Consider the following 12,371-nt stretch of genomic DNA (forward strand, 5'->3'; position numbering starts at 1 on the left):
TCAGGCCTCTCTTGTGTCGGCGGGCGACAGGCCAGCGGCGCGTTTGATGCCAGCGCGAATGCGGGTATAGGTGGCGCAACGGCAGATATTGCCATCCATGGCCATGTCAATATCAGCATCTGTGGGGGCGGGGTTTTCCATGAGCAGCGCGGTGGCGGCCATGATCTGACCGGACTGGCAATAACCACACTGCATGACGTCATCCTCGGCCCAGACCTTAAGCAAAGCCTGACCGGCGGCGGTTTCAGACACGCCTTCGAGGGTTGTGATCTCAGTGCCTTCGGCGACGCTTAAGGGGGTGACGCACGAACGTACCGGCACGCCGTCAATATGCACGGTGCAGGCCCCGCACTGGGCAATGCCGCAGCCGAATTTTGTCCCTGTAAGCCCCAGTTCATCGCGTAAAACCCACAGGACGGGCATATCTTCGGGCAGGTCGAGCGTATAGGGCTTGCCGTTAATTTTAAGCGATATCATGGTCAGGCTCCTGCGGGTTGATCCGGTGCGGTGATAAGGGTGTTTGCGATCTTTAAGGCGTCGCGTGTATCTATGTCGAACAGGCCCGGAGGCGGAGCAGCTATTCGGGTAACTTCGGTACTGTGACGGCTGATCAGGCCAAAGGCCCCGCGATCCCCCGACAGCGCGCTCAGGGTATTGAAATGTTTGCGGCTGAAAAGCGCCGGTGGAGAGACTATGCCGTCTGTTTCCGAGACGGCAATGGTTATTTCGCGGTCAGTGTCTATGGCGGCTTTGAGCCTCTCGATCAGGGCGCGGTTTATGAAGGGCATATCCGCCAGAACGATGAGGACGGCGTCGGCGTCTTTCACCGCCGCCACGGCCAGTGACAAATTATCGCCCATGCCAGCGTTGGGTGAAGGTGTCAGAAGGGTGAAGCCTTTCTGACTCAGGGCAGACGCTATCAGCGGGGACTGTACGACGGCTATTTTTTGCGCCCAGACCATGCCCTCAAGCCTGTCGGCGGTGACCAGCGCCAGAGGCTTGCCGCCGAGCAGGGCCTCGAGCTTATCGTCGTCGCCAAAACGTTGAGAGCGACCCGCCGCAAGAAAAATCAGGGCACAACGAAGCGCGGGCCTCGCTTTGCCTTTTGCCGCGTCAGACGGATCGCATGCCGGTGTTGCCTGCACGGTCGGGCCTCATGCCAGTTGGATTTTAGTTGCCTTTTAAATAGGCGATAAGGTCAGCGCGTCTTTTGGCGTCCTTCACCGGTGCCATGGTCATGGTATTGCCCGGAATGGACTTTTTGGGATCAGCCAGAAAGCTGTCGAGTTGGGCTTCGGTCCAGACGGGTGCCGCCTTCATCGCCGGTGAATATTTGAATCTGGCGTCATTGGTGCCCGCTTTTTTACCGACAACGCCCGCCAGATGCGGGCCAATGCCCGTTTGACCGGGTGTAAGCGAATGGCAACTGACGCAGGCGCCGAACGCCTTTTTGCCAGCAACGGGGTCGCCCGCCGGCACCTGAGCGGCGGCCTGACCGGCGCCGATAATTGAAACGCTCATTAAAAACAAAGTGATTGTGCGCAGCATGTCTGGGTTTTGTCCTGTATTTCCCCGAAGTTTTCAGGGCGAAGATGTCTCGGGTGGTAGTGTTTGTTATTTTTCGATTATTGATATTTTTGATCTAAGGTGATTGAAATGGCGTTTTCATGACCTGATACTTTTGATATCACGTTTTTATATGAGAATACCGGCGCAAAAAAACACATAAGCCGGAAAATAACAGGTCGAGCGCTGCGCAGAGGATTGTAATGCCTAAAATCATAACTGCCATATTGATTAAGATTCTTATGGTCATGGGGCTGACCGGAATGGCGTTTGCGGCGCCTCAAACGGAAAAGCTCATGTTATCGGGCAACGGGCCGGATGATGCCGTGGAATGGGATTTTGTCATCAGCGGCGGTATGCGCGCCGGTGAAAAGGCCAAAATCGCCGTGCCGTCCAACTGGCAGCAGCAGGGGTTCGGGCATTATCAATATGGTTATGACAAGGGGCCGCGCACGGCAGACATCGGCCTTTATCAGCGTCAGTTTACGGTTCCGGCAGAATGGAAAGACCGCACGGTGCGTATCGTGTTTGATGCCTCGATGACGGACACGCGGGTTAAGGTCAATGGTGTGTCGGCGGGCGCGGTGCATCAGGGGGGCTTTAGCCGGTTCAGCTATGACATTACAAAGCTGGTGAAATTCGGTGAGGCAAACCACCTTGAGGTCGAAGTCAGCGAAGCGTCGGCGGATACACTGACCGATATTGCCGAACGGCATGGCGATTACTGGATGTTTGGCGGTATCTATCGCCCTGTATGGCTTGAGGCCTATCCGCTGAATGCCATTACCCATATGGCTATTGATGCGCAGGCGAGTGGGGTCATTACGGCTGACCTGACGCTGAACACGCGCACCGTTACGCACATTGTCGGGCAGGTTAAAACGCGTGACGGTCAGGCGGTTGGTCAGCCGTTTTCCGTAAAACCGCCCGCCGGTGGCATTGGGCGTCTGCGCCTGAGCGGAAAGATCGACAACCCGCTTTTGTGGTCAAGCGAAACGCCCAACCTCTACGTGCTTGAGGTTACCCTGTTCGATAAGGAAACGGCGCTGCATCGCGTTGAAGAACGCATCGGGTTTCGTACGTTTGAAGTGCGTGAAGGTGACGGGCTTTATCTCAATGGGCAGCGCATTATTCTGAAAGGGGCAAACCGCCACAGCTTCCGTCCGGATACGGGGCGGGCGGTAACGCGTCAGCAGGCCTTTGACGATGCGCGTACCATGCGCGACATGAATATGAATGCGGTACGCATTGCGCACTATTCGCCGGAAAAGGACTTCCTTGAGGCCGCCGATGAGCTGGGGCTTTATGTCATTGACGAACTGACCGGCTGGCAAAAGGCGCACGGTACGGAAATCGGTCGCAAGCTGGTGCGCGCGCTTATTGAGCGCGACGGTAACCACCCGAGCGTCATTATCTGGGCCAATGGTAATGAAGGCGGCTGGAATCGTGAACTGGATGGCGACTATGCGCTGTATGACCCGCAAAAAAGGCCTTTGCTGCATCCGTGGGATCTGTTTGGCGGTATAGATACCAAACACTATCCGCGCTATCCGGATTTTCTGCGCCGCCTGAGCGGTGAGCATCTGGTGCTGCCGACCGAGTTCCTGCACGGGCTTTATGATGGTGGGGCCGGTTCCGGCATGGACGATTACTGGCGGGCGATTAAGAACTCTCCGCGCGGGGCGGGGGGCTTTGTCTGGAATCTGGCGGATGAGGGCATCAAGCGTCTGGATCAGGACGGGCGGATCGATACCTATGCCGCCTATGCGCCTGACGGGATCATGGGGCCGCATCATGAAAAATATCCCAGCTATTTTACGCTGAAAGACATCTGGTCACCGGTGCAGATTGAAACACCGGTTCTGGATAGCGCTTTTAAAGGCGTGTTGCAGGTTAAAAACGACTATGATTTCACACCCTTGTCGGCGGTTGAATTTGACTGGGCCTGGGTGAAATTTGCGTCTGCGGATGGCCAGCAAAAGGAACAGGTTCTGGCGCAGGGTCGGTTTAACGGGCCAGATATTGCGCCCCATGCGGTGGGTCAGTTAGCGCTGCCCTTACCGGCAAAATGGGCGCAGGCCGATGCCCTGCGTGTGGTTGCGCGTAAAGGGTCGGAAACGCTTCTGACATGGGTTTGGGCAAATGAGAACGCCGCATCTGTCGATAAGGCCGGACGCCGTCTGGGTACGCCTGCGGTCAGGCAGGAGGGCGATGTGATTGCCCTTTCGGTGGGTAAGGTGACGGCGCGCTTTGATGCCCGTTCGGGTCTGTTGCAGTCCTATAGCCGTGACGGTCAGACGGTGGGCCTGTCGGGTGGGCCGCGTCTGGTGTTGTCGCGGCCTCTGGCAATTTCGCAAACCGACCCGACGAAGAAGGCTGAGCCTGAGTGGCACGAAATCTCAGCGACTTCCGACGGGGTTTATCTGTTTGAGACCCCGCGTCTGGTAAACAAGGTGCTGGTCGATCTGGGGGTTGCCGTGCAGGATGGCTGGAACGGGTTCCGGCTTGAAATCACCCACGATGGCCAGAACTGGGAGACCGTCTATAAAGGCGCGCGGGTGTTTGGCGACGGGCTGGACTATGTCTTTCCGCCGCAGGCCATAAGGGGCCTGAGAATTAGCGAATTGGCCGGTGTTCGCGCGACGCCGCGGATTGCCTCAGTGAAGGTCGCCTATGAGGCCTATCGCTTTGCATTGCCGGAAACGGGTGCGGTAAGGGTTACGAGCGGTACTGCGACCGATCCGGTAACAGGGCGTCCTGTGGTCTGGCTTGAGGCCCCTAATGCCGGTGGCCTTGAGGCGGTGCGGTGGGTATTGCGTGAAGACGGGGCGCTGACGCTTGATTACGCCTATAGTCTGACGGGACCTATGCTCTATCACGGGGTCGGTTTTGATCGACCCTTAACCGACGTGGCTTCGGTGAAGGGGTTGCTGCGCGGGCCGACGCCCGTCTGGCAAAATCGTCAGCGCGGGCCGGTCCTGGGGGTGCATGAGATTGCCGGTCAAGGTCTTGACGAGCTGCCCGAAGCGCAAACGGCAGGCTATTACGCCAACCCGCATTGGGTGAGGCTTGAGGCGGGTCGTAAGGGGCTGACGATTGTCAGCGAAGGTGCGAAATATCTGCAGCTTGGGGCGCGGTTGACGGATTTTCCCACAACAACTGTCGATTTCCCCGAAACGGATATCGGCTTCATGAACGCCATACCCGGCATGGGCGCGAAGTTTCAGGCGGCGGAACTTACCGGGCCGCAGGGCGAACCCTCTGTGGCGCAAGGGCAATATAGCGGGCGGCTGATTATCAAATAGAGCCACTTTTTATATACGGGCGGTATTGGTGCAGAAATAATGCTATTACACGTGAGAAGGATTGTTATCACGTGTAATGTGGGCTATATATGAGGGATGACCGACACAAAATTGAAGCCGAAAACCCCTCGAGCTGCTATGGCCCTGGCGAAATCACAGGCCTATCAGGATGCAGCCGATGCGCCTGCAACGGTTCGTGCCTATGCCTCGGATCTGAAAAATTTTGAGGCCTGGTGTCAGCGCAGCGGCTTTAATGCCCTTCCAGCTACGCCTGAGGTTGTCGGGGCGTATCTGGCGGCGGCTGGTGAAGGTTACGCCATGCAAACCCTCAGACGTCGTGTAGCAGCCATTGCACGGGCTTCCGGCCTGACGGGTCATCCGCTTGATACAAAACACCCGGCTATTCGTGAGACGTTGCGCGGTATCGCCCGCACCCACGGCAGCCGTGGTCGCAGAGCGGCGGCACTGACGACAACTGAGTTGAAAGCGCTCAGCCGAGCCTGCGAGGATAACACGCTGACCGGCATTCGGGATAAAGCCCTGTTGCTTGTGGGCTTTGCCGGAGCCTTCCGGCGATCCGAGCTGGTTGCGCTCGATGTGGAAGATCTGACCTGGTCAAATGATGGCGTCAGATTGCTGCTGAAGAAGTCGAAAACAGATAAGGAAGGCATTGGCGCAGAAGTCATGATTGTATATGGACGCCAAGAAGCTACCTGCCCCGTCAGAGCATTAAGAGTTTGGCTTGATACAGCGAAAATCAACAATGGGCCAACTTTCCGAAAGGTTAACAAAGCTGGCAGGGTTGAGCCAAGACGGTTGAGTGAGGATGCTGTGCGGCAGGTTCTGACGAAAAGAGCGGCGGAAGCGGGTATTAAAGGCTCACTGGCAGAGCCCGTGAGCCCTCACGGTCTCAGAGCGGGCTTCGTGACCACGGCTTATCGCGCGGGTGTTTCCGACGAAGAAATCATGGGTCACACCCGCCATAGAAGCCTGGCCACCATGCGCAGCTATGTCCGGAGAGCTAAACTCAAAACCTCAGAGCCTTCAGGAAAACTGGGCCTGTGATTGTCAACCGCACTTTGCCTTATTGCGCCCCATTGCGGACCTTAAAAGCCTGTCGGCGATTTTGTTCCTAAAGCGGACTTCCGTTTGAGTGCGGGGAATTCAATGGTCGGGGACAGGCTCGAAATAGACGCCCGTGAAGTTATGAGCCTCAATTAAAGCCTTGAAGTCCTCAGTAACGAACCCCTGAGAAACGGTTTCGTAGGGTCTGAAAATATGGCATCCACCCGTAGAGACGCCATTATATACCCGCTCATATATATACTGTGGGCGACCTGGCGATAGATAATCAATATCCGAATGGGCCTCATCGATGAATGGCACAACCCTGGTTACCTGGAACGCCCAATAATCATCGGTGCTGTTTATTTTTACCCATCGCCCACAGCCCTCGACAAGGCCTTCGATTTGATCGTGCACACGTCTACTGCAGGCCATAAAGTAGGGAGTGAAGTATGTAATGTCAGGTGTTTTTCGGACTCGCCAAGAACGCTTTTCCCACTCTCCCCAAAGATCTGGCTCACCGTCCGGGGTAATTAACTTTTCGATCGGTTGATCCCAACCCTTTTGAAGGTGAAGTGCCCGCCAAGGTTCAGCGCAAAATTTAAGCTCATAAATAAGGGCCATCCGGCCTTCCTTTGTATTGGCCACCAGATTGGGGGGCCGCCTGTAATCAGACATTGCGGCGATCGCCATGACATCCGTCAATAGGGGCACGGTGCCTGACTTTCAGTCGTCAACTTCAAGCTCGGCCTGAATGCGCCTTATCACTTCGATGGCGGCGTGTTGTTTGGATCTATGTATTTCTGAAGCGCCCGCCTTGATTTCGGCTCTCCGCATCAGTTCAGCTAGAAGAGTCTTTAACCGCCCCAACTTGAGATGCGCCTTCCGGGAGTATTGTGCTTCTTCGTCGAGCGCCTTGCTGAGCTTTTTGACCCTGCCAACGTAATCGCCAAGGCTATATGGCCCAAATGAAGCCGTTAAATGGTCTCCATGCAGTTCAATAGACAAACCTTTCCAGACGCCCTCTACAACCATTCCCGAGGGCCCGAATTCAGCTTCGACCTCCTCGTACAAAAGAGGCTTGAGTATCTCTTCGGCGAATTTCGGCTCATCAATGCGCACCTCCAAAACCGGTTCTAGGGCTTCGAAATCAAACGAAAAAGGGTAAAGCCGGATACGGGCGGCCCGGTCAGAGAACTCGACTTGACCTAAAACGCCATAAAACCCCTTGATCGTAGTTAGCTGTGCCATTCAAATCGTTTCACATTCTTGAGCTATAGGACTAGGGACATCGTTATGCGCTTATGCCGCTTACCGCCATTTGAATGCAAGTAAGCGCCCAATGCGGAAATGGAAAAGCCCAATTTGCCGATTGAGACGGTGGCCTCAATAGCAGAAGTCGATCCCATTAGGCAGTAAACCGTTAAGAAGCCTTCATATGCTCGATCGTCCATCACGGAGCGCGTTGAGTAATAGGGCGAAGGCTGGCGTATTTTGTCGTCGGCTCGGATAATATAGATGATAGCCCGGAAACGGCGGGCACCAGTCCTCCAGCACGCGGATCAGCCGCCCAGAGCTAATATAGTCGGCGACTTGGCTCTCGAAGAGGTATACCAGTCCCACCCCATCCAGAGCAGCGGCTTCCATCATTTCGTTATCATTGATGATTAGATGGCCTCCGACCTTCACCTCAAATTCGGCTCCGTCCTTTTCCAACTCCCAGGCATAGATGCCGCCTGACGTCGTCTGTCGGTAACTTACACAATCATGCGCACTCAGATCGCGCGGGGTGGACGGCAGGGGCCTGCCCTCAAAATAGGACGGTGAACCAACGACAGCCATCCGCACATCGTCACTGATACGGACAGAGACCATATCCTTCTCAACCTGTTCCCCCAGACGGATGCCGGCATCGAATCGCCCACCGACGATATCGGTTAATCCCTCACTGACGCTAACCTCGAAACTAATGTCGGGATACTCCCCCATAAGCTTCGTCATGACGGGCCACAAGACCTGCTTTGCCGCATGGCGGAAGGTCGCAATTCGGACGGTTCCGGACGGCTTTTCGCGTAGGGCGCCGATCGCAGCTATCTCCGTCTCGATCTGATCGAAGGCCGGTCGCAAACTATTCAGCAATCGCTCACCCGCATCCGTGACCGACAATTTGCGTGTCGTCCGGGTAATGAGACGAACACCCAGCCGCTCCTCCAAACCGCGTACGGCGAAGCTCAACGCAGCCTGCGACAGACCAAGCCTTGAGGCGGCGCGCGTGAAGCTGCCCGCTTCGGCCACCGCGATGAAGGCAGCAAAATCACTGAAGTCGCCTTTTCGCATTCATAAATCCTATTTATGATCTCATGCAGATTATAGCGGCTAATCGCAGGTTTCGTCTTCCCATATTTTACCGCCATATCGCCGACGATTGGCGGCGCAACGGAAAACGAGACAAATGCACAAGACTGATCGTGATCTTTTCGCGCCGCTTTCGCTCGGCGGCCTGACGCTTCGAAACCGGATCGCCATGGCACCCATGACGACCTGGTCGGCGAATGATGACGGCACGGTATCCGATGCCGAAGACATCTATTACCGCTTGCGTGTAAAAGGCGTAGGGCTGGTGATTACGGGATGCACGCATGTCCAGGCGAACGGTGTCGGCTTTACCGGCGAATTTGCCGCCTGCGACGATCGCTTCGGGCCGAGCCTGAAAAAGCTCGCCGAGGCGGCTAAAAGCGGCGGTGCACCGGCCATCCTTCAGATATTTCATGCTGGCGTCAAAGCCATCCCCGATTTGGTTTCAGAAGTAGTAGCCGCGAGCGCTGTCAAGGGTGACAGCAGTCCCTTTGTCGCCTCGGTCATCCCCCGTGCTTTGACGGAATCTGAAATCGAAGAGGTGATACATGCCTTCGGACAGGCGACCCGCCGCGCCATCGAGGCCGGTTTCGACGGGGTAGAACTTCATGGCGCGCACGGCTTCCTGATCCAGAACTTTGTCTCCCCGCACTTCAATCGGCGGACAGACTCATGGGGCGGGACGCTCGTCAACCGAATGCGCTTCCCCTTGGCCATCGTCGCGGAAGTTCGCCGAGTCATCGCTGAATACGCGGATCGCCCCTTTGTTTTGGGCTACAGAATCTCGGTCGACGAACCAAACGACGGCGGCCTTCGGATTGCGGATTCGCTCGTCCTCGTCAACCATTTGATCGAGGGCGGGATCGACTACGTACACGCATCGCTTACGGACGCCTTGACGGCAACTCCTATCGGCAAAGCGGATGGCCCCACGGTGGTTCGCATCCTCGTGGACCACATCGATGGCCGGCTGCCTCTGATCGCCGCCGGGCAGCTCAGAACGCGTGCGCAAGCGGAATGCGCCATCAACAACGGTCTGTCGCTGGTGGCGATCGGTCAAGGCCTCGTCTTGAACCCTAACTGGGTCGAACGTGCCCGGCAGGAGCCTGAGTCCATCCGGCTTGACCTCGACCCCAGCGATGTCGAGCGGCTGAAAATTCCTGAAAAACTTTGGACTGTTATCAGCACCATGACCGGTTGGTTTCGCGTTCGCACCTCGACTCCAGCCTGACCTTCTTCGATCCTAATTTAGAAAGGGCGATACCATGAACGACCAACCAACAGCCCCCCTTATCCAGCCGTCGCGCCATCCGAACCGTCGTGACCTCATGAATATCGCAGCCGCAGGTGCGGTGATGACGACAACGGCTTCATCGTTTTTCACCGCGACGGCAGCTTTAGCGAACGAAAAACCATCTTCAGGGGACATTTCAGTGAAAGGAAAGACGCAGATGCAAAAGCGGAAACTCGGCACCCTTGAGGTTTCAGAACTCGGTCTCGGCTGCATGAACATGACCGGTAACTACAACCCGCCGGCAGACAAACAGCAATCGATCAAAACCATTCGAACCGCTGTCGAAAATGGCGTGACCTTTTTCGATACGGCGGAGGTGTACGGTCCCTATATCGATGAAGAACTGGTCGGCGAAGCATTGCAGCCTTTCCGAGATCAGGTGAAGATCGCTACGAAGTTCGGGTTTGCGATTGATGGAACGGTCGCGCTCGACAGTCGACCGGAACGTATCCGCAGGGTCGTGGATGAGTCTCTTAAGCGTCTACGCACAGATCGGATCGACCTCTACTATCAGCATCGCGTCGATCCAAACGTACCGATTGAAGAGGTTGCCGATGCAATTAAGGATCTGATCACTCAGGGAAAGGTCCTGCACTTCGGTCTTTCCGAGGCGAGCGTGAAAACAATCCGGCGTGCGCATGCCGTGCTGCCCGTATCGGCAGTGCAAAGCGAACTGTCTTTATGGACGCGGAATGTCGAGTTGAACGGCGTCTTGAAAACCTGTGAAGACCTAGGGATTGGCTTCGTACCATGGTCACCGGTCGGCGCAGGCTTCCTCACCGGCAAGTACGATACGACGACAGTGTTTGATAAAAAGACGGACTTCCGTGCGGGCTTCCCGAAGTTTTCGAAAGCGTATCTGCCGCTCAACATGCCGATCATCGAATGGCTGAAAGACTACGCCCAGAAAAGGGGCGCGACACCTTCGCAAATCGCCCTGGCATGGCTGCTGGCCAAAAGCCCAAACATCGTACCAATCCCCGGAACTCGCCGTGAATCCCATTTGCTTGAGAACTTGGGCGCGTGGAAGATCAATTTGAGCCAGACCGATGTACAGGAGATCGAAACATCGCTTTCAAGATTCCCCGTTTATGGAGACCGTATGGGTGAAACCCACATGAGTTCGATCGACTATACTGTCTAGCCCCCAAGACGCGATCCCAAGGTAGAGAAATAATCTGCCTTGGAGTTGCCCAATTGCGCCCGAACCGGACATATCACCCGCGCCTCGGCGATTGCTCTAAAGCGGAAGCTGGCCACCCGTCGCAATGATCCCATTGCTGACCTAATGACATTTTTTGAGCGAGCGGCCCCATAGTGTCGAGTCATGTAGATTAAGGTGTTGTTTTCAATATTGTATGGACTTCCGCGCTATCTCCGTATGCAGATTTAAGGCCGCGATACACCTCTGTGAGCACATTCTTTAAGCAGACGATTGAGTCATTGAAATAGGCGCTGTCGATTGGCAGCATATCGCCCCTTTTTGCGCGCGCTAGCGCGCCGGCTTTTCCAACGTAAATGTCGTTCGCCCTGCCGTCACCATGAACATAAATATCTCTTGTAGCCTTCAGCTCGACGTATTTGCCCCAAATTTCGTCTTTGATGGCGAAACCAAATATAGAGGCCATATAACCCTTTAATTGAGTCGGGGTGGCGTAGAGCGCATCACGAACGCGCTTCTCAGCCTTATCAGAAATTAAATCTCCAATTGATTTCGCTTCTATTACATCCTTTAAAACAATAGTCTTAATTTCGTCTTCGGCCGCCTGCTTTCCCTTTGCAGATGTAAGCAATTTGTGCGGATATGCTCTTATTATGATTGTAAGGCATGTCGATATTAGTCTTCAATTAAAGCGATCGAAAATACAAGCGATTGAACGTACTCCTTGGAAGAGATGCGCGCATCAACAAGTTCTATGATCGTACTTATATTACGTGAAAGTCCTACCGGATCTGCTTTAATGCTAGGCGCCAGAAGCCTGTAGCGCGTCTGCTTCTTAGCTTGGCGCGCCGCGAAGTCCGCCCGAATTGTCTGAAGCCCTTGGACTGCAAGCTGGCTTTCGATGAAAATATCATTCAGCTTTCGCAACGGCACATACCTTTGCGCTGCAAAAAGGGCATTATTTCTGGGCGCCTTTTTAGGCATACTCTTATTAGGCATAATAAGTTTCTCCGGAGCCGGCTCAATGTCTGCGTTCACTCATTTCTGCCCTGAGTTGCTCCCTGTCGCTAGGCCCGAGTGCAAAAACAATCTGCATCAGAGGCGTCGCCCGTTTTCGGTTGAAGACTCTTTGGGGGCATTTGGATGGTTCAATCGTCATGTCGGCTTTGGGCCATTCGGCACTCTCGCGCCCATACCAAAACTCGATAAATGGCAAAACATATCCTAAGACCGGACATCGCACTCACTCGCCACGGAGCTTCACAACACTCCGATGACTGGCTAACTCGGTCAAAAGCAGGCACCCAATCGGGCGCTTACATTGAGAATTTCGGTTGAATTTTAAGGGGCGCAATAGCTACATTCACATCATTCTTGCAAGCTGACGGACACGTATATAATTCAGCCGCCCCCTACCGTTTCAGAGGCATTTAGGTATGCTCCCGGAAGTACATTTGAGTCACGAAACGACGAATGCAGAATGGAACTTATGAAATGGCTGCGGCCCTAAGGCGCTATACAAGTGTAAATGCCGTACTTGATACACTTCTCCACAGTCGGATTACTTTACTAAGCCCGAATAGTTGGGCGGATCAAAATGATCGAGAAATGATGTCTTTGTATG

The 12,371-nt window shown here is 54.8% G+C and carries 12 protein-coding genes; 4 read left to right on the forward strand and 8 right to left on the reverse strand.

The features are described 5' to 3' along the window. The 3 genes from E5201_RS12220 to E5201_RS12230 are packed head-to-tail and all read right to left on the reverse strand — an operon-like array spanning position 1 to position 1,548. A complete protein-coding gene (locus tag E5201_RS12220) occupies positions 1-477 on the reverse strand; it encodes a (2Fe-2S)-binding protein (RefSeq protein ID WP_140986383.1) in 477 nt (158 codons plus the stop codon). Positions 478-479: 2 nt separating this feature from the next. After that, positions 480-1,145, reverse strand: coding sequence for a nucleotidyltransferase family protein (locus E5201_RS12225; RefSeq protein WP_140986385.1), 666 nt, complete (start codon positions 1,143-1,145; stop codon positions 480-482). Between the two features lie 25 nt (positions 1,146-1,170). Then, complete coding sequence (locus tag E5201_RS12230) at positions 1,171-1,548, reverse strand: c-type cytochrome (RefSeq protein WP_140986387.1); 378 nt, start codon at positions 1,546-1,548, stop codon at positions 1,171-1,173. Positions 1,549-1,769: 221 nt separating this feature from the next. On the opposite strand from E5201_RS12230, the gene E5201_RS12235 reads away from it, so the two are divergent. Both E5201_RS12235 and E5201_RS12240 read left to right on the forward strand, forming a co-directional pair. Further along, on the forward strand, positions 1,770-4,871 hold the full coding sequence (locus tag E5201_RS12235; protein WP_140986389.1) for a glycoside hydrolase family 2 protein: 3,102 nt from the start codon (positions 1,770-1,772) through the stop codon (positions 4,869-4,871). Between the two features lie 96 nt (positions 4,872-4,967). Next, positions 4,968-5,936, forward strand: coding sequence for a site-specific integrase (locus E5201_RS12240; protein WP_140986390.1), 969 nt, complete (start codon positions 4,968-4,970; stop codon positions 5,934-5,936). Positions 5,937-6,035: 99 nt separating this feature from the next. Here the strand turns inward: E5201_RS12240 and E5201_RS12245 are convergent, their stop codons facing one another. The 3 genes from E5201_RS12245 to E5201_RS12255 all read right to left on the reverse strand — a co-directional run bounded on the left by E5201_RS12245 (position 6,036) and on the right by E5201_RS12255 (position 8,273). Further along, entirely contained in the window at positions 6,036-6,629 is a 594-nt protein-coding gene (locus E5201_RS12245; RefSeq protein WP_140986392.1) for an imm11 family protein, read from the reverse strand. Between the two features lie 33 nt (positions 6,630-6,662). Beyond that, positions 6,663-7,187 carry a hypothetical protein gene (locus E5201_RS12250; protein ID WP_140986394.1) on the reverse strand — a complete coding sequence of 175 codons (525 nt, stop codon included), beginning with the start codon at positions 7,185-7,187 and terminating at the stop codon, positions 6,663-6,665. 183 nt (positions 7,188-7,370) lie between these two features. Continuing rightward, a complete protein-coding gene (locus E5201_RS12255; protein WP_140986396.1) occupies positions 7,371-8,273 on the reverse strand; it encodes a LysR family transcriptional regulator in 903 nt (300 codons plus the stop codon). A gap of 115 nt (positions 8,274-8,388) precedes the next feature. Here E5201_RS12255 and E5201_RS12260 point away from each other — a divergent pair, with 115 nt between their 5' ends. Both E5201_RS12260 and E5201_RS12265 read left to right on the forward strand, forming a co-directional pair. Beyond that, positions 8,389-9,522: an NADH-dependent flavin oxidoreductase gene (locus tag E5201_RS12260; RefSeq protein WP_140986398.1), complete on the forward strand. Its 1,134-nt coding sequence runs from the start codon at positions 8,389-8,391 to the stop codon at positions 9,520-9,522. A 34-nt stretch (positions 9,523-9,556) separates the two neighbouring features. Then, positions 9,557-10,729, forward strand: coding sequence for an aldo/keto reductase (locus E5201_RS12265; protein ID WP_246050675.1), 1,173 nt, complete (start codon positions 9,557-9,559; stop codon positions 10,727-10,729). A 190-nt stretch (positions 10,730-10,919) separates the two neighbouring features. Here E5201_RS12265 and E5201_RS12270 read toward each other — a convergent pair whose 3' ends face one another. Both E5201_RS12270 and E5201_RS12275 read right to left on the reverse strand, forming a co-directional pair. After that, the gene (locus E5201_RS12270) at positions 10,920-11,378 is read right to left on the reverse strand and encodes a hypothetical protein (protein WP_140986400.1); all 459 of its coding nucleotides are present in this window, start codon (positions 11,376-11,378) and stop codon (positions 10,920-10,922) included. A 44-nt stretch (positions 11,379-11,422) separates the two neighbouring features. Continuing rightward, a complete protein-coding gene (locus tag E5201_RS12275) occupies positions 11,423-11,785 on the reverse strand; it encodes a hypothetical protein (RefSeq protein WP_140986402.1) in 363 nt (120 codons plus the stop codon). Between the last annotated feature and the right edge of the window lie 586 nt (positions 11,786-12,371).

This window comes from Asticcacaulis tiandongensis, assembly GCF_006475605.1.
Lineage (GTDB): Bacteria > Pseudomonadota > Alphaproteobacteria > Caulobacterales > Caulobacteraceae > Asticcacaulis > Asticcacaulis tiandongensis.